Origin of the sequence: Solibacillus isronensis (assembly GCF_023715405.1) — a bacterium.
Classification (GTDB): domain Bacteria; phylum Bacillota; class Bacilli; order Bacillales_A; family Planococcaceae; genus Solibacillus; species Solibacillus isronensis_B.
The window spans coordinates 1-16,752 of the sequence record NZ_JAMBOC010000005.1; the positions used below are offsets into that span (position 1 = coordinate 1).

Consider the following 16,752-nt stretch of genomic DNA (forward strand, 5'->3'; position numbering starts at 1 on the left):
AAGTAGTTTGAAAGCTCATTTGCTTTGCTAGCGATCCAACTTCGTTAGAAGTTGAAATCTATTGTTTGCTTCATTTAAGAAGCTTGTTTCATTAACGTTGCTTGTTCAGTTTTCAAGGTTCATTGTGTTTCGTTTGTCGCTTCATCTCTTGGCGACCTACTTATAGTATCACCCCCTTGTTATATCCGTCAACACTTTTTCATAAGTTTTTTATATAATCTTGTTTAAAACTAATTGAAAGTGGGTAGTAAAGCATGTACAAAACGTTGGTATCACTGGTTTTATGCTTATTTTTAGTTTTTATTTATTTTGATGATAAAAATAGTATTTCCCCTGTATTTCAATTAACAGAAGCCCCTGCAGTCATCACAAAAGGTCAGTTTGGGCAAAGTTTAATCATTGAGTTAAGTTATTCCCATAAAGGTTTTGAGGACTGGGTTACAAATCTTCGTGAACCATATCCGCTAATCTTGGCTGATAGTGACTGGTTGTTACGAAGTCCCGAATTGGTAAAGATGCTGAGGGAAAAAAATATTCGTGTCGGATTGCTTGGTTCTAATAGTGATCAATACGAAGATAAGAATCTATTAAAAAAAGAAATTGCAATCTATGAGAAAACGTTTTACAAAAAACCACTTTGGTTTGCGACCGCCGATTATAAAGTCGATACTTCCATGCAAACTGCTTTGCATGAGCTGGGAATCAACATCGTTGCTCCGACTTATACGTTTCCTATAGAAGAAAGCAAAATTCCTGAAGGTTCATTTGTAAGTATTCCTCTCCATCGAGACAAGGAAGTTTCTTTTGAAGATATTAATAAATTTATAAAAGCGCATAATTTCCTATCTATTGAACAAAATATATTTGGCTATGAAATTTCTACAAAGCGTTATCCTTAAGTTTGAGGAATCTACTATATAACTAAAAAAGGGCTGACACGAAATTTTTCATTTCTGTGATCGCCCTTTTTTTATGCTTTTACAGTTTTAGTTGTTTCTTTTCGCGCTTTGCGACGCTCTTCCAATCGTTTTCGATCTTCTTCTGATTGTGCATTGTATTTTGGCAGCATTAAAATTTGGTACGCATTAACGGCTACTAATGGGAATAATAATAGTGCGACATATACATCAATATTATCTTGTCTTCCCATTAAAGCAATGATCCATTCCAATGATGTAATAACAATCATGAAAAACAATGTTGAGATCAACACATGCGGTTTTTGTGTCATTTTAATTTTTTTAATTGCTGTCCATATAGCCGTACCGACTAATACTGCAAGCAAGAAGCCATAAAAAACCCAATCTCCAGCCGCATTTGCTCCTGGTGCAAAACGGAAAACAATAATATCCACTAACACGATAATTATTAATAAGATTTGAATCCAATTCCAAAGTGTTAACGTTCTAAATATATTGACCCCGACTTGATGTAATGTTAAATAAGCGAAAAAGCCTGCTTGTGCCATTACACTCATCGTCATCCCTAATACGATATTCCAAACTAATGCAGCAAGAAATTCTGAGATTTCCCCATTCGCTAAGTATGGCTGGTAAAAGTCCCAACGAATAATTAACGAGGCAACTGCATTAACTAAACCACCGATTACTAATGCCCAAAAAGCAAACTTCACCCAGTTTCGTATCGTCACGAACAAATTCCCCCATTTTTTAATATATCTTGTATATTTTATCAATTTGATTTGAAAAAAGCGACCTCTCTTAAAAGATGTTACATATAATCAGTAAAATTGTGAACAATAAGCGAAAGCGCATAAATGAAGAAAGGACGTGAGAAAAGTGAAACGTTTAATCATATTAGCCTTTTCCCTCATTCTCCTTGCCGGTTGTAATGATGCCAAATCGACGACATTATCTTATGATGAAGTAAAGAAAATTATGGTCGATGCCATTCAGACAGAGGATGGGAAAAAAGCAATTCGCCAAATGTTTGAAGATAAGAATTTTCGGGAGTTGCTTATTTTAAATACCGAAGAAGTTAAAAAAGCGACTGAAGAGACAATGTTATCAAAAGATGCAATGGATTTTTGGATTAAAACATTCGAAGACCCGAAATTTAAAGAAACATTCGCAAAAAGTATGCAGGATCAGCAGGAAGATTTAATGAAAAACCTACTGAATGACGCGAGTTACCAAGAATCTCTTACGTCTTTCTTCGGTCAGCCGGATATGCAAAAGCAGCTTGAAAACATTATGAAAGGTGCTGTTATGCGAAAAGAGCTGGAGAAAATCGTAATGGAAACAATCGAAAATCCGCTTATGCAGACAAAATGGCAGGAGCTCATTAAGAAAAGCGGTGAAGCTTCATCCGAAAAGGATTCTGGTTCGGGGTCTGAATCCGGATCTGGCTCAGGGAAGGATAGCGGCGGCGGTAAAGACAGCGGTGGAGGCTCATAAAAAAACAACCAGTCGTCTCATTGGGACAACTGGTTGTTTTTTTGTTATTTATTTAATTCTGAAATAATTTCTTCAGCAATTTGTAAATAGATTTTACCTGTTGGATGCGATTCTGCATATACAGAAGGTGCGAAGTCTTCCTCTGTCCAATCTGGTTGTCCTAACGGAATTTGACCAAGTAATTTTGTGCGCAGTTCATCAGCTAGCTTCGGACCGCCGCCTTGACCAAATACAAATTCTTTTTCGCCTGATTTGCTTTCATACCAAGCCATATTCTCAATAACACCTAGGATTTCATGATTTGTTTGTAATGCCATCGCACCTGCACGGGCTGCTACGAAAGCGGCTGTCGGGTGAGGTGTTGTCACAACAATCTCTTTTGAAGACGGCAGCATTTGGTGAATATCAAGAGCTACGTCTCCTGTTCCTGGTGGTAAATCTAATAGTAAATAGTCTAAATCGCCCCAATCTACATCGCGGAAGAACTGGTCCAATACTTTCCCAAGCATCGGTCCGCGCCATACGATTGGTGCATTGTTTTCAACGAAGAATCCCATAGAGATAACTTTTACACCAAGACGCTCCACCGGATAAATACGGTCATCCTTTACGACCGGCATTTCTGTTACACCCATCATGTCCGGTACAGAGAAACCATAAATATCAGCATCGATTAAACCTACTTTTTTGCCTAGGCGTGCTAGTGCAACTGCCATATTTACAGATACCGTCGATTTCCCTACTCCGCCTTTACCTGATGCAATTGAAATAAATTGTACGCTTGATAAAGGTGATAAAATATCTTGTGCTTCTGCTTCGGTCGCTTGTCCACGGAATGATTGCAGTACTTCTGCCGGTAGCTCTTCAAAACGAATCCCAACGGAAGCCGCGCCATTTTCTTTTAACACTTCAACAATTTTCATTTGAAGTGTCATTTGTTCAGGCGTATTAGTTTTTGCAATTGCAATACGAACACTTACGTGCGCTTTTTCTGCTTTAATCGAAACGTTTGTTACACCTTTTGTTTCTGCTAGTGATTTATGTAAAAACGGATCTTGTAGTTCTCCTAATAGTTCTCGGACTTGTTCCTCATTTAACATATCAAACACTCCCCTGAATGAAATTACAATTGTTAGTATATCATAATCGATTCGTATTGTTATTACATGTTGCCTACTCGTATTTTACATGAATATAATTTTCAATGCCGCGCGCAATCGCAAATGCCATTTTTTCCTGATAGCTGTCATTTGCCAGTAAATCACGCTCTTCCTCATTGCTTAAGAAACCTGTTTCTACCAATACAGCCGGTTTTTCGATTTTCTTTAATAAATAAACATTTTTAATTGCCAGAGCTTCGCGTTCAGTATTTTCCATCGTCTCTCGAATTGATTGCTGAACAGCCTGTGCGAGTGCCTGGCTTTTCTCGTGTCCAGTGTGATGGTAAAACACTTGCGCGCCTCTCCACTTGCTATTTGGGATTGCATTTGCATGAATCGTAATGAATAGATCCGGTTCCTGTGATTCTACTAACGTTTCACGTAAAAAAATGTCCTGTTTTTTACGCTCACGAAGTGTAGGAAATGTCTCACTTGGTGCATGTTCACTTAATACATCCCCATCTGTTGAACGTGTTAATACTACTTCTGCCCCTAAACGTGTCAATTGACGAGCTACTTTTTTTGTAATTGCCAGTGTCACATCTTTTTCGATTACCTCTCCATTTGAAGCACCACCATCAACTCCTCCATGACCAGCATCTAATACAATCTTTACCCCACCTAATGGCTCGGGTAAAAAAAATCGCCGGTCGGATGCGTTCGTTTCATATACAACGACAAGCATCGAACAAAAAATTACGAATATGAGTGCAAGCCAACGTTTCAAAAAAAACACCGTCCTTTTTGCCTACTATACGCAAAAGGACGGTGGAATATTCACCTCATCATTGAGACAAAAGCTGACGTTGTAATGTTGCATAAAAACCTTGTTTATTCATTAAAGAATGATGATTTCCTTGTTCTAAAATCCGGCCATCTTTAATGACAAGAATCTGGTCTGCATTTTCAATCGTTTTAAGACGGTGTGCAATGACAAAACTCGTACGCCCTTCCATCAAGTTGTTCAAGCCTTTTTGAATATGCACTTCTGTCATCGTATCAACACTTGAAGTTGCTTCATCCAAAATTAAGATGTCGGGATCTTCTAGAATGGCACGGGCAATCGCTATAAGCTGACGCTGCCCCTGACTTAAATTTAAGCCCCCGCTTGTCAGCACAGTATCGTACTGTTCAGGCAAATACTTTATAAAATTATGTGCATATGCAATTTTTGCCGCTTGTTCAACTTCATCATCCGTTGCATGGAGCTTACCGAAACGAATATTCTCACGTACTGTTCCTGAAAACAAGTACGTATCCTGCAGTACGACTCCGACATGATCCCGAACATTCGTCATCTTGTAATGTTCAATTGGTTCGCCGTCCAATAAAATCCGGCCGCCTGTCGCATCATAAAATCGGGTTAATAGCTGAATGATTGTCGTCTTCCCTGAACCAGTCGGACCAACAATGGCAATTGTCTCTCCCGTTTTTGCTTCAAAATCAATTCCGTGTAATACAGTCTTGCCCGTTTCATAAGCAAACTGAACGTTTTCGAACTTTACATCACCACTATACTGTTCTTTCTCTTTTGCATTTTCAATATCCGCTACTTCTTTTGCTTCATCCAGCACTTCAAAAACACGTTCGGAACCCGCAATAGCCGATTGGAATGTATTGAGCAAGTTCGATAGCTGATTGATCGGTCGGAAAAACTGACGGGTATACGTAACAAATGATGCAATTACACCGATTGTAAGTCCGCTTGTTATAGCCATGATTGCACCAACACCTATTACAAGACTTAAACCTAAGTTGTTCATAAAGTTATTGATTGGACCCATGAAACCAGAAATAATATCGGCTCGCATTGCTGAACCGCGCAATCGCTCATTGGCTTCTTTAAACTCCGCGAGCGTTGTATTTTCCTGACCGAAAAGTGTGATAATATCCGCGTTCGAAATGGTTTCTTCAATATAACCATTCAAATTACCCAAATCCCGTTGACGCGCCTTATAGTTTACGCTGCTTCGCTTAATAATCTGCTTTGTCGCATATACGATGAGCGGGATAATGATGAGCGTTACTAGCGCTAATCGCCAATCTAAATAAAAGAGTGCAAAGGCCGTTCCGATTATCGTTAAAAAACTTGAAACAATTTGTATAACACTTTGTGACAATGCCGCATTTAAATTTTCGATATCATTTGTCATCCGGCTCATTAAATCGCCTTGCTGCTTTTTATCGTAAAAGGCGAGCGGCAATGACTGATACTGCTCAAACAGCTGTTGTCGCAACCGGCGAATTGTCTTCTGTGAAACACGTATCATGACAAAGGTTTGAAGCCAAGTGAGTACAGACGACGCGATATAGACACCGGCTAAAATAAGTGCCATCCGAATCGCCCCTGGAACATCAAGCTTCACAATATAATCATCGATTATTTTCCCGATTAAAAATGGGCCGACTAAGCTTAACAATGTACTAATAATAACGAAAATAACAACACTAATCAGTTCTACCTTTTGCACGCGTAAATAGCTCCAAATACGAAGCAATGTTTCTTTTTGATTTTTTGGCTTCACAACCGGACCTGTAAAGCGCCCCCCTGGATGTCTCATTGGTACAGGCGGTTCCCCTTGTTGTTTATTCACTTAAGGTCACCCCTTTTTCTGCCTGTGTTTTTGCCATTTCTTGATACAATATACTTTCCTGCAATAGTTGCTCATGTGTTCCTTGTGCAGCAATTTTCCCGTCGTCCATTACAAGTATTTGATTGGCATGACGAATGGAAGAGATTTTGGACGAAACAATTACTTTTGTGGCATCACTGAACTGTTCTTCAATCGCACGTTGAATTGTTTTTTCAGAAATACTGTCAACCGCACTTGTCACATCATCTAAAATTAAAATACTCGGTTTCCGGATAAAGGATCTCGCCATTGCCAAACGCTGCTTTTGCCCACCGGACAAGTTTGTCGCCCCTTGTGTGAGCAAATGTTCTGTCCCTGCATCCAGTTTGTCGATAAATTCCTTCGCGTTTGCTGATTGCAATGCCTGTAAAATTTCCTCTGACGTTGCATCGGATTTTCCGTAGCGTAAGTTGTCGGCAATCGTTTTCGAAAACAATGTCGCTTTTTGTGGCGCAAAACCGATCGACTGGCGTAAATGTTCCAATGAATAGTTCTCGATCGGTAACCCGTCAATTTTTACGACACCACTGTCAGGATCAAACAGGCGGGGAATCATTTTAACTAATGTCGATTTCCCGCTACCTGTCATTCCGATAATGCCGACCGTTTCTCCCGCATTCGCGTGGAAGCTAATGTTTTTCAATACCGATTCTGTTTCTTTTAAATAGGAGAAGTTTACATTTTCGAAACTAATACTTCCCTGAATTTCTTTCGTCTCTGGTTCAGATGGACTTGTTAAGTCTGTTTTCTCTTCCAGCACTTCTACGATTCGCCCCGCGCTTGGTATCGCACGTGCCAGCTGTACAAGTACCATTGAAGAACTCATCAGCCCTTGCATGACCATCATTAAATAGTTGATAAAGGCAAGAATAACCCCCACTTGTAAGGTATTGTTATCTACTTTGATCGCACCCATCCAAAGTGCTGCTACAATACCTAAATTCACGACAAACATCGTAAGCGGCCCAAGTACGCCTATAATTTGATCGGCTGCCATACTGCGCTTCATCAGCTGTGTGTTTACTCCGGTAAACTGCTCAATTTGATGATTTTTCCGGTTGTAAGCCTTAATGACCCGAATACCTGCCAAGTTTTCCTGGACTTTCGTGTTTACAACATCGACAACCTTTTGCACTTTATGAAAAAGCTTGCCGGATAGTGCTGTAAAATAGTACATGCAAAATGCCAAAATCGGCACAACGATCAACAAAATCGGAAATAACTCGCGCGCTGTAATAAAGACAATGACAATGGCCCCGATAAACATCATTGGTCCACGGACAAATATTTTTAATAACATCGTTAGTGCACGCTGAAGCATTTCCATATCACTTGTTAAATTCGTAACAAGCTTTCCGAGCGTAAATTTATCTTTACTGCTATTTGAAAAATACGTAATCGTTTCATATAAATCATGACGTAGATCGGTTGAAAAGTTAACGGCCGTCCGTGATGCATAAATCGAACACCCTATCCCGCCAATTAAGCCGATTACGGATGTCGCTATCATTAGCCCAAACATTTTCACAATATATGACGTATCATTTTGAGCAATCCCCTCATCGATAATATGCTGTAATATTGTAGGCTGCAGTAAATCCATGCTTACCTCAATAACCATCATTACGGGAGCGATGATCGCAAATAGTATATATGGCTTAATATATTTTGAGAGTTTCCATACTGCCTGCATTAAACAAGTTCACTTCCTTATATTGTGAAAAATTATTCCTCTTCTGTTGCCTGTGTTTCTTCCAATAATTCATTCAACTGAAACAAGCCTACAAAATCATTCATAATTGCTTCGGTCGCTTTCAGTTCTCCAACAATTACAGGATGAATCGATTGCAACTCGGCAGACTCCAGCTGTTGTTTCAATGTTGAACGTTTCGTTTCGAGTTGACGGTAAAACTCCAGCGCACGCCCGCGCCTGAAAGTTTGGGCACCCTTTGAACGGCGATTACCATGCTCTCCTTCTCCTCGAGGTCTCCCTCTACCTTCTGATCTCACATTTTTCACCCACCCTTTTTGAATACTATTGTATACTAATGTATACAAAAATACTACTGTGGACAAAGTATTTAGGAGAAGTACTTTTCTCAAACCCTTTTATTTTGTTTGTCCATTAATTATCGTTACTATGAAAAAAAGCAGTTTTATTAAAGGGGTACATAAAATGAAAAATGTGACGAGCGATATTATACAATTTAGAGGATCGCATTATGAGTTTGGTATATATCAGGGAGAGCTTTTAAAGAATTCTCCTCTGCTTTCTAATAGAGAAGAACTTTATAAAAAATTGGATCATAGATTTTCTATAGATAAATCATATGTTAAACAACTTTTAGCACGTTTCGGTCCAGGAATTGAAGAGGAAATTGAAGGCCTCGCTTATACACTTGGTTATAAGGAAGAACAGGCTTTACTTCATTATGGTGGATATTATGCCGCACACAAAAAAAGCGGATGTTCTATTACGACAAGTCCTTCTTATATGATCCGCAACTATGACAATGACCCCGAAAGCTATGATGGACGTTTTGTGTTATATGAACCAACTGACGGTGGCTACGCGACACTCGGACCTTCCATGCAAATTACAGGGCGCATGGATGGAATGAATGAAAAAGGACTCGTTGTTGGTTATAACTTTGTAAATACGAAAAACAGTGCGGATGGCTTTGTATGCAATATGATCGGGCGTCTTTTACTGGAGCGTTGCGCAACTGTTGAAGAGGGAATTTCATTACTAAAAAATATTCCCCATAAGCATTCATTTAATTATGTATTACTGGATGCGGAGCAAACGATGGTGGCAGTAGAAGCATCTCCACGCAATGTAGCCGTACGGGACGCAACTGCCTGCACGAATCACTTTAAAGTCCTGACAGACGAAAATCGGTATCGAACGGAGGATTCCTTATCGCGTGAATACATTATTTCGAATGCCCAGGCAAATCCGCTTACTTTTGAAAGTGCGTTTAAATTAATGAATGGTATCGAAAATGGTGTCTTTGCGACAAAATACGGAGCATGGGATGGTACACTTCATACGGTTGGCTATATACCAGCTGAAGGTAAATGTATTTTTGCTTTAGGTGGGGATGCGTTGCCTGTAGTGTTTGATTTTAAAGCGTGGCTAAGTGGAACTCACCTGCCTCTCTCAAAAATTAAAGGCAAACTTCATGCAACAAACGGCTTTGCAAATGAATAATGAAAAAACCCTTTCTCGGAAAAATTCCAAGAAAGGGTTTTGTAATTTCGCAAAATAGTAATCGTAAAGATTAACGTTTTGAGAACTGAGGTGCACGACGAGCGCCGCGTAGACCTGGTTTTTTACGCTCTTTCATACGTGAATCACGAGTTAATAGACCCGCTGATTTTAAAGCTGGGCGGAAGTCTGGATCAACTTGTAATAATGCACGTGCGATACCGTGACGGATTGCTCCAGCTTGACCTGTGAATCCACCACCGTTTACGTTAACGTGAACGTCATATGAACCTTTAGTTTCTGTAGCTACTAATGGTTGGTTGATAATTAAGTGTAAAGTTTCGTATGGTAGGTAATCTGAAACATCACGGTTGTTGATTACTACTTTACCTTCGCCTGGTACTAAACGTACGCGAGCAGTTGAGCTTTTACGGCGACCTGTGCCGATGTATTGTACTTGTGCCAAAGTTATTTCCTCCTATTATAGTTTATTGATTAACCACGTAACTCGTAAGCTTCTGGTTTTTGTGCAGCATGTGGGTGTTCAGAACCAGTGTAAACGTTCAATTTAGAGAACATTTGACGACCTAAAGAGTTCTTTGGAAGCATACCTTTAATTGCTAACTCAAGCATTTGAGTTGGGTATTTTTCCTTCATTTCACCAGCTGTACGTTGTTTTAAACCACCAGAGAATTGAGTGTGACGGTAGTAAATTTTCTTTTGTAATTTGTTACCTGTTAACTCAATTTTATCAGCGTTGATGATGATCACATGATCTCCTGTATCAACGTTTGGTGTGAAAGTTGGTTTATGTTTACCGCGTAAGATAGAAGCTACTTCAGAAGCTAAACGACCTAACGTTTGGCCTTCTGCGTCAACTACTAACCATTTACGTTCTACTTCTTGACCTTTAGCCATGAAAGTTGTGCGCATGTTTGTATCCTCCTAATCGATATGAATTACCGTTATTTTTCATTATATACACTTTATAAGTTTCGGGGCTTATTATTGTGGTGGTAATGAAAATACCATACATCATCATATACTGGATCGCGTTTAAAGTCAAGATATTTAATTGAACACCAGGAGAGGTTGTTAACCCTTTTCACAAGCCTATTTCTCTAGGATTTTGAAGTGAAAAGAGAAACTTTCCCAAAAAAATTTTATTAATCTTGATAAAAAACTTGTTCTAAATATAGACCATGTGCTGGTGCTGTTTTACCTGCTTGTGCACGGTCCATCGAAGCAATCGTTTTTTCCAGTGATGATGCTTCTCTTCGACCGATGCCTACTTCCCACAATGTCCCTGCAATAATCCGTACCATATTATATAAAAAGCCGTTGCCGCTGATAGTCATATGCAATTCTTCCCCCTGCCAGGAAAGCTCCAGTGCTTCAACCGTACGCACTTTATCTACAACACTCGTATTTGCCGCGCAAAAGCAGCTGAAGTCATGTGTCCCGACAATTGCTTGTGCTGCTTCACGCATTGCCTCTACATTCGGCTTCACTCCACCTGTCTCGACTGTATAATGCCTTCTAAACGGGCTTTGAACAGCGCTGCAATCCCAAATATACCGATAACGCTTGCCTGATACATCATAGCGGGCATGAAAGTCTTCCCTTACTTGCTCCATATGAAGTACACGAATATCACGCGGCAATTGGACATTTAATGCTTTTTGAAATTTTTCAGGTGGGATTGCAAGAGCGGTATCAAAATGTATAACCTGTCCAGTTGCATGAACCCGCGCATCTGTACGGCCGCTTGCTGTAATTTTAACGTGTGTCCCTTTATGCATTGTTGTTAATACTTTTTCGATTTCAAGCTGTACTGTACGCTCACCCGGCTGTACTTGATAGCCGGCAAAACCAGTACCGTCATAGCTAATCGTTGCTTTTAATCTCACCATATCTTTACTCCTCTAACTGCGCAGCATCCATAACAGGAAGCCCAATAATACAAGTACGACCAAAATAGCCGTATCTCTTCCCATCCATTTTAACTGACGGTATTTCGTGCGTCCTTCACCCCCGCGGTAGCCTCGCACTTCCATCGCAGTAGCTAAATCTTCCGCACGTTTAAATGCACTGACAAAGAGCGGTACTAACAATGGTACGACCGCCTTTAAACGATCTTTTATTGGTCCTGCACTTAAATCCGAACCACGGGCCATCTGCGCTTTCATAATCTTATCCGTCTCATCCATTAATGTTGGAATGAAACGTAAAGAAATCGACATCATTAATGCAAGCTCGTGAACAGGCAGCTTTAACTTTTTAAACGGATTGAGCAGTACTTCCAGACCGTCCGTAATTGATATAGGGGAAGTAGTTAACGTTAAGATCGATGTCATAAATACAAGCATTAAAAAGCGCATTGATATGAACATCCCTTGTCGTAAACCTTCTTCGTATATTTTCATAAAGCCAAGATCAACTAATACAGGTCCTTCCCTCGTCATAAACAAATGCAAAATCAAAGTGAAAAGCATTAAAAATATGACGGGTTTTAAACCGTTGATTAAGAAATAAAGGCGGATTCTCGATAGTAAAATAACGAGTAATGTAAACGCCAAAAGCAGCGCATAGGTCACTACATTATTAGCAAAAAAGACTACGATAATAAATGCAAAAACAAAAAGCAGCTTTGAACGCGGATCAAGCTTATGCACAAATGAATTACCGGGTATATAGCGCCCAAAAATCATTTTTTCCATCATTGCTGTTCACGCCCCTTTGGAATTGCCTGTCCAATTTCTACGGCAAACTCTTCTTCAGTTAAGCATACTTTCGCTAACGGTTTCCCCATCATCTTCTCGATCTGATGCTGAAAGCGAACAATACGTGGCGGCTCCAGACGGAATTGGGCAAGCGTTTGATGATCGCTGAAAATAGTACGCGGATCTCCAGTTAACACACAGCGTCCCTCATGCATAATAGCAACCGCATCTGCATAGCGTGCTGCATCTTCCATACTATGTGTAACAAGGATCGTAGTTAAACCGCGCTCTTTATGTAGCTTATAAAATAAGTCCATAATTTCCTTTTGGCCACGTGGATCAAGACCCGCTGTTGGCTCATCTAAAACGATCACTTCAGGATCCATTGCCAATACCCCAGCAATGGCAACACGGCGCATTTGACCACCAGATAGGTCAAATGGGGACTTGTCCAATATTTCTTCCGGCAACCCTACTAATGGGATTAGCTCACGCGCCCGTTTTTCCGCTTCTTCTTCAGACACCCCAAAATTCATCGGACCAAACATAATATCCTTTAATACGGTCTCCTCAAAAAGCTGGTGCTCAGGAAACTGAAATACGATGCCTACCTTTTGACGTACTGCTTTTAAGTCCTTTGCCTTTTTTCCGGCTTCAATCATTCGGTCTCCGATTTTTACGGTACCGCTCGAAGGTTTTAATAAACCGTTGAAGTGAAGGAGGATTGTGGATTTTCCTGAACCGGTATGTCCGATAATCGCCTGAAAAGTTCCACTTTTAATTGTTAAGTCAACCTCATGTAAAGCTTGTTTTTCAAATGGAGTGCCTTTTGCATAGGCATAGCTTACTTGTTGAAGTTGGATGTCCATAAGTCATTCACCAGCTCTTCTTCTGTCATATGTTGTCCTACAAGATGTACACCTTGTGCTTGCAGCAGCTTCGTCATTTTCATCGCAAATGGCATATCCAAACCAAACTGTACGAGATCATTACCCAATGCAAAGATCTCTTCAGGCGTTCCTTCTGCGTATTTTTTACCGGCATTCATAAAAATAATACGGTCTGCCAGTAAAGCTTCTTCAAGGTCATGTGTTATCGCCAGTACTGTAAGACCAATTTCTTTACGTAGTGCTTCCACGATTGTTAGCACTTCTTCACGGCCTTGAGGATCCAGCATAGATGTTGCTTCATCCAATATTAATATTTGCGGATGCATTGCCAATGCCCCAGCAATAGCAACACGCTGTTTCTGTCCGCCTGATAAATGATGAGGCTCGTGGTTGATAAAGTCTTCCATCTTCACTTGTCTGAGTGCATTATGGACACGTTTAACCATCTCTTCATGCGGCACACCATTGTTTTCAAGCGAGAAGGCAACATCATCCTGCACAGTAGCCCCTACAAACTGATTATCAGGATTTTGAAAGACAATACCTATCTGCGAACGAATATCCCATATATTCTCTTCAGTGAGGATCTCACGTTTAATACGGACTTCCCCTTGCTGTGGCATTAGTAATCCACTCATCAATTTAGCCATTGTCGATTTTCCGGAGCCGTTATGACCGACAATCGTAATCCATTCCCCTTTATTAATGACAAAGGAAACATCCTCTACCGCATTGCGTGTTTGAGGCTCTTCCGGTGTATAGGAGTAGGTTACTTGATTAAATGATAAAATTTCACTCATACGCAGCTAATCTCCCCTCTGCTTCGCTATAGTATGACATATTATTAGTTAACTTAAATTTCCCAGGAAATGATACCTATATAAAAATAAAGCACGTTTTCAAACAAGTTTTGCGCGAACGGCTACCTATTTAAACGTACTTTATGTTTGCATATGTATAGGGAATTTAGGGGCTCAACCCTTAATTCCATAAATAAAAAAGCGCGCACCTCATTCAGAGAAATGCGCTTGTCGTTACATTTACAAAATTTACGGGTGCTCAAGCCCGAAAATTCGTTGAATGAGGTGCGGAGAGCTAAACGAGACGCCAGTATTTACTACCCCGCTCATCATAACGCTCAGCTTAATTATGTCGTATAAATCAATTTGTTTATATAAAAAAGGGGTGCGGGTTCAACCGGTGAACCGGACACCCCTTTTCCACCTGTATGTTATTAAGAATTAAACTAATTCGATAATTACTACTGGTGCGCCGTCTCCACGACGAGGACCTACTTTAAGAATACGAGTGTAACCACCTTGACGCTCCGCATAACGAGGTGCGATATCGTCAAATAATTTTTGAAGTGCGAAAACAGTTTTTTCTTCTTCGCCTTCTCCAACTGTTACTAGCTCACGACGGATGAATGCTGCTGCCTGACGACGAGCGTGTAAATCTCCGCGTTTACCTAAAGTAATCATTTTCTCAACAGCTTTACGAGTTTCTTTAGCGCGCGCTTCAGTAGTTTCGATGCGCTCGTTGATGATTAAATCAGTAGCTAAGTCGCGTAATAATGCTTTACGTTGAGAACTTGTACGACCAAGTTTTCTGTAACCCATGGACGTTTCCCTCCTTTTAAATATATCTGATCTAGCTAAATTTTATAATTTTTCGCTTAGTCTTCTTTACGTAATCCTAAACCAAGCTCTTCTAACTTATGCTTAACTTCTTCAAGAGACTTACGACCAAGATTACGTACTTTCATCATATCGTCTTCTGACTTGTTAGCTAATTCTAGTACAGTATTGATACCAGCACGCTTCAAGCAGTTGTAAGAACGAACAGAAAGATCAAGTTCTTCGATAGTCATCTCTAATACTTTTTCTTTTTGGTCTTCTTCTTTTTCGACCATGATTTCAGCAGTTTGTGCCTCGTTCGTCATGCCAACGAAGATATTTAAGTGTTCAGTTAAAATTTTCGCTCCAAGTGAAATCGCCTCTTTAGGACCGATGCTTCCATCTGTCCATACATCAAGTGATAACTTGTCGTAGTCAGAGTTTTGTCCAACACGAGTGTTCTCTACTTGGAAGTTGACGCGTGAAACTGGAGTGTAAATAGAGTCGATCGGGATCACGCCGATAGGAAGATCCTCACGTTTGTTTTGATCAGCAGGAGTATAACCACGGCCACGTTGTGCGTACATACGCATACGTAAATGACCGTTCTTAGCGATTGTTGCGATATATAGATCTGGGTTTAAAATTTCTACATCACTGTCATGTGTAATGTCAGCTGCAGTAACCGTTCCGTCACCTTTTACATCAATCTCAATAACTTTTTCTTCGTCAGAGTAGATTTTTAAAGCCAGCTTTTTCACGTTTAAGATAATCGAAGCGACATCTTCTACAACGCCTTCTACAGTTGAGAATTCGTGTAATACGCCGTCAATTTGAATTGACGTAACAGCAGCTCCAGGTAATGAAGACAGAAGGATACGACGTAGAGAATTCCCCAAAGTATTACCATAACCGCGTTCAAGCGGTTCTACAACAAACTTGCCGTATTTGGCATCTTCGCTAATCTCCACTGTTTCAATCTTTGGTTTTTCAATTTCGATCATTCCAATTTACCCTCCTTCAAAACATCTAATGTATAGGTTCTTATCATCATAGTTGTTAATCTGAGTTAGACTATAAAATGCACAAGACTTTTGTACAAAGTAACATGATGTACGTAGAAGTAATTATACTTCTAAGCTGCACCCATTACACACGACGACGTTTTGGCGGACGGCAACCGTTATGAGGAACTGGAGTAACGTCTTTAATAGCAGTTACTTCTAATCCAGCAGCTTGAAGTGCACGTACTGCAGCTTCACGACCTGAACCAGGACCTTTAACTGTTACTTCAATGTTTTTTAAACCATGTTCCATTGAAGTTTTTGCAGCTGTTTCAGCAGCCATTTGAGCTGCGAATGGAGTTGATTTACGTGAACCACGGAAACCTAAAGCACCAGCTGAAGACCAAGATAATGCGTTACCTTGCATATCAGTGATCGTTACGATTGTATTGTTGAATGTAGAACGGATGTGAGCAACACCAGATTCGATGTTCTTTTTCACACGACGTTTACGAGTTTGTTGTTTACGAGCCATGTTAAGAAGGAACCTCCTTTACTTAATTATTTTTTCTTGTTCGCTACAGTCTTACGTGGACCTTTACGCGTACGCGCATTGTTTTTCGTATTTTGACCACGAACAGGTAAACCACGACGGTGACGGATACCACGGTTTGAAGCAATTTCCATTAAACGTTTGATGTTTAAAGAAACTTCACGACGTAAGTCACCTTCAGTTTTGTATGAATCTAATTGTTCACGAATTTGGTTTAATTGATCTTCTGTTAAGTCTTTAACGCGAGTATTTTCGTCAATACCTGCACCTGCTAATACTTTTTGAGAAGTAGTTTTACCAATACCGTAAATGTATGTTAATGAAATTACAACGCGTTTGTCGCGAGGAATATCAACACCAGCAATACGTGCCATTCGTTAGTGCACCTCCTTGATTAATTATCCTTGTTTTTGTTTGTGTTTAGGATTTTCACAGATTACCATTACTTTACCGCGTCGGCGAATTACTTTACATTTTTCGCAGATCGGTTTCACAGATGGTCTCACTTTCATCTAACCTAACCTCCTTAATAGTCCGGAGTGCAA

The 16,752-nt window shown here is 40.1% G+C and carries 20 protein-coding genes; 3 read left to right on the forward strand and 17 right to left on the reverse strand.

Translation table 11 applies throughout. From position 1 onward, the window contains the following. The first annotated feature begins 254 nt into the window (after positions 1-254). Positions 255-899 (forward strand): hypothetical protein, encoded by a 645-nt coding sequence (locus M3166_RS15895; protein WP_251690835.1) that lies wholly within the window; start codon positions 255-257, stop codon positions 897-899. 71 nt (positions 900-970) lie between these two features. Here M3166_RS15895 and M3166_RS15900 read toward each other — a convergent pair whose 3' ends face one another. Beyond that, on the reverse strand, positions 971-1,651 hold the full coding sequence (locus tag M3166_RS15900; protein ID WP_251690836.1) for a KinB-signaling pathway activation protein: 681 nt from the start codon (positions 1,649-1,651) through the stop codon (positions 971-973). Between the two features lie 148 nt (positions 1,652-1,799). On the opposite strand from M3166_RS15900, the gene gerD reads away from it, so the two are divergent. Then, complete coding sequence (gene gerD, locus M3166_RS15905; protein ID WP_251690837.1) at positions 1,800-2,417, forward strand: spore germination lipoprotein GerD; 618 nt, start codon at positions 1,800-1,802, stop codon at positions 2,415-2,417. Positions 2,418-2,461: 44 nt separating this feature from the next. Here the strand turns inward: gerD and M3166_RS15910 are convergent, their stop codons facing one another. The 5 genes from M3166_RS15910 to M3166_RS15930 form a co-directional block, all read right to left on the reverse strand. Beyond that, complete coding sequence (locus M3166_RS15910) at positions 2,462-3,517, reverse strand: P-loop NTPase (protein ID WP_251690838.1); 1,056 nt, start codon at positions 3,515-3,517, stop codon at positions 2,462-2,464. 73 nt (positions 3,518-3,590) lie between these two features. Beyond that, entirely contained in the window at positions 3,591-4,304 is a 714-nt protein-coding gene (locus M3166_RS15915) for an N-acetylmuramoyl-L-alanine amidase (RefSeq protein ID WP_251690839.1), read from the reverse strand. A 58-nt stretch (positions 4,305-4,362) separates the two neighbouring features. Continuing rightward, positions 4,363-6,171, reverse strand: coding sequence for an ABC transporter ATP-binding protein (locus tag M3166_RS15920; protein WP_435368086.1), 1,809 nt, complete (start codon positions 6,169-6,171; stop codon positions 4,363-4,365). After that, the gene (locus tag M3166_RS15925) at positions 6,164-7,903 is read right to left on the reverse strand and encodes an ABC transporter ATP-binding protein (RefSeq protein ID WP_251690840.1); all 1,740 of its coding nucleotides are present in this window, start codon (positions 7,901-7,903) and stop codon (positions 6,164-6,166) included. The genes M3166_RS15920 and M3166_RS15925 overlap by 8 nt, the downstream gene beginning before the upstream one ends. Positions 7,904-7,935: 32 nt before the next feature. Further along, positions 7,936-8,220 (reverse strand): 2-keto-3-deoxygluconate kinase, encoded by a 285-nt coding sequence (locus tag M3166_RS15930; protein WP_251690841.1) that lies wholly within the window; start codon positions 8,218-8,220, stop codon positions 7,936-7,938. A gap of 166 nt (positions 8,221-8,386) precedes the next feature. Between M3166_RS15930 and M3166_RS15935 the strand changes: the two genes are divergently transcribed. Further along, positions 8,387-9,424: a C45 family autoproteolytic acyltransferase/hydolase gene (locus M3166_RS15935; RefSeq protein ID WP_251690842.1), complete on the forward strand. Its 1,038-nt coding sequence runs from the start codon at positions 8,387-8,389 to the stop codon at positions 9,422-9,424. 70 nt (positions 9,425-9,494) lie between these two features. Here M3166_RS15935 and rpsI read toward each other — a convergent pair whose 3' ends face one another. The 11 genes from rpsI to rpmJ form a co-directional block, all read right to left on the reverse strand. Beyond that, positions 9,495-9,887: a 30S ribosomal protein S9 gene (gene rpsI, locus M3166_RS15940; RefSeq protein ID WP_251690844.1), complete on the reverse strand. Its 393-nt coding sequence runs from the start codon at positions 9,885-9,887 to the stop codon at positions 9,495-9,497. Positions 9,888-9,916: 29 nt separating this feature from the next. Then, positions 9,917-10,354 carry a 50S ribosomal protein L13 gene (gene rplM / locus M3166_RS15945; protein WP_251690846.1) on the reverse strand — a complete coding sequence of 146 codons (438 nt, stop codon included), beginning with the start codon at positions 10,352-10,354 and terminating at the stop codon, positions 9,917-9,919. Positions 10,355-10,587: 233 nt separating this feature from the next. After that, on the reverse strand, positions 10,588-11,334 hold the full coding sequence (gene truA / locus M3166_RS15950; RefSeq protein ID WP_251690848.1) for a tRNA pseudouridine(38-40) synthase TruA: 747 nt from the start codon (positions 11,332-11,334) through the stop codon (positions 10,588-10,590). A gap of 12 nt (positions 11,335-11,346) precedes the next feature. Further along, on the reverse strand, positions 11,347-12,144 hold the full coding sequence (locus tag M3166_RS15955; protein WP_251690850.1) for an energy-coupling factor transporter transmembrane component T family protein: 798 nt from the start codon (positions 12,142-12,144) through the stop codon (positions 11,347-11,349). Then, entirely contained in the window at positions 12,141-13,013 is an 873-nt protein-coding gene (locus M3166_RS15960) for an energy-coupling factor ABC transporter ATP-binding protein (protein ID WP_251690852.1), read from the reverse strand. The genes M3166_RS15955 and M3166_RS15960 overlap by 4 nt, the downstream gene beginning before the upstream one ends. Beyond that, entirely contained in the window at positions 12,989-13,834 is an 846-nt protein-coding gene (locus tag M3166_RS15965) for an energy-coupling factor ABC transporter ATP-binding protein (RefSeq protein ID WP_251690854.1), read from the reverse strand. The genes M3166_RS15960 and M3166_RS15965 overlap by 25 nt, the downstream gene beginning before the upstream one ends. A gap of 441 nt (positions 13,835-14,275) precedes the next feature. Then, on the reverse strand, positions 14,276-14,653 hold the full coding sequence (gene rplQ, locus M3166_RS15970) for a 50S ribosomal protein L17 (protein WP_108714263.1): 378 nt from the start codon (positions 14,651-14,653) through the stop codon (positions 14,276-14,278). A 56-nt stretch (positions 14,654-14,709) separates the two neighbouring features. Continuing rightward, complete coding sequence (locus tag M3166_RS15975) at positions 14,710-15,654, reverse strand: DNA-directed RNA polymerase subunit alpha (RefSeq protein ID WP_008406717.1); 945 nt, start codon at positions 15,652-15,654, stop codon at positions 14,710-14,712. A 145-nt stretch (positions 15,655-15,799) separates the two neighbouring features. After that, complete coding sequence (gene rpsK / locus M3166_RS15980; RefSeq protein WP_008406718.1) at positions 15,800-16,189, reverse strand: 30S ribosomal protein S11; 390 nt, start codon at positions 16,187-16,189, stop codon at positions 15,800-15,802. 26 nt (positions 16,190-16,215) lie between these two features. Continuing rightward, positions 16,216-16,581, reverse strand: a complete 366-nt coding sequence (rpsM, locus tag M3166_RS15985) for a 30S ribosomal protein S13 (RefSeq protein ID WP_008406720.1) — start codon at positions 16,579-16,581, stop codon at positions 16,216-16,218. 24 nt (positions 16,582-16,605) lie between these two features. Further along, positions 16,606-16,719, reverse strand: a complete 114-nt coding sequence (gene rpmJ / locus M3166_RS15990; protein ID WP_000868344.1) for a 50S ribosomal protein L36 — start codon at positions 16,717-16,719, stop codon at positions 16,606-16,608. Positions 16,720-16,752 lie beyond the last annotated feature (33 nt).

Excerpts from the sequence above, each read along its gene's own strand:
- M3166_RS15895 (WP_251690835.1), top strand. The coding sequence starts at position 255 with ATGTACAAAACGTTGGTATCACTGGTTTTATGCTTATTTTTAGTTTTT.
- M3166_RS15910 (WP_251690838.1), bottom strand. The coding sequence starts at position 3,517 with ATGTTAAATGAGGAACAAGTCCGAGAACTATTAGGAGAACTACAAGAT.
- M3166_RS15925 (WP_251690840.1), bottom strand. The coding sequence starts at position 7,903 with ATGCAGGCAGTATGGAAACTCTCAAAATATATTAAGCCATATATACTA.
- M3166_RS15935 (WP_251690842.1), top strand. The coding sequence starts at position 8,387 with ATGAAAAATGTGACGAGCGATATTATACAATTTAGAGGATCGCATTAT.
- rplM (WP_251690846.1), bottom strand. The coding sequence starts at position 10,354 with ATGCGCACAACTTTCATGGCTAAAGGTCAAGAAGTAGAACGTAAATGG.
- truA (WP_251690848.1), bottom strand. The coding sequence starts at position 11,334 with ATGGTGAGATTAAAAGCAACGATTAGCTATGACGGTACTGGTTTTGCC.
- M3166_RS15955 (WP_251690850.1), bottom strand. The coding sequence starts at position 12,144 with ATGATGGAAAAAATGATTTTTGGGCGCTATATACCCGGTAATTCATTT.
- M3166_RS15960 (WP_251690852.1), bottom strand. The coding sequence starts at position 13,013 with ATGGACATCCAACTTCAACAAGTAAGCTATGCCTATGCAAAAGGCACT.
- M3166_RS15965 (WP_251690854.1), bottom strand. The coding sequence starts at position 13,834 with ATGAGTGAAATTTTATCATTTAATCAAGTAACCTACTCCTATACACCG.
- rplQ (WP_108714263.1), bottom strand. The coding sequence starts at position 14,653 with ATGGGTTACAGAAAACTTGGTCGTACAAGTTCTCAACGTAAAGCATTA.
- M3166_RS15975 (WP_008406717.1), bottom strand. The coding sequence starts at position 15,654 with ATGATCGAAATTGAAAAACCAAAGATTGAAACAGTGGAGATTAGCGAA.
- rpsK (WP_008406718.1), bottom strand. The coding sequence starts at position 16,189 with ATGGCTCGTAAACAACAAACTCGTAAACGTCGTGTGAAAAAGAACATC.
- rpsM (WP_008406720.1), bottom strand. The coding sequence starts at position 16,581 with ATGGCACGTATTGCTGGTGTTGATATTCCTCGCGACAAACGCGTTGTA.
- rpmJ (WP_000868344.1), bottom strand. The coding sequence starts at position 16,719 with ATGAAAGTGAGACCATCTGTGAAACCGATCTGCGAAAAATGTAAAGTA.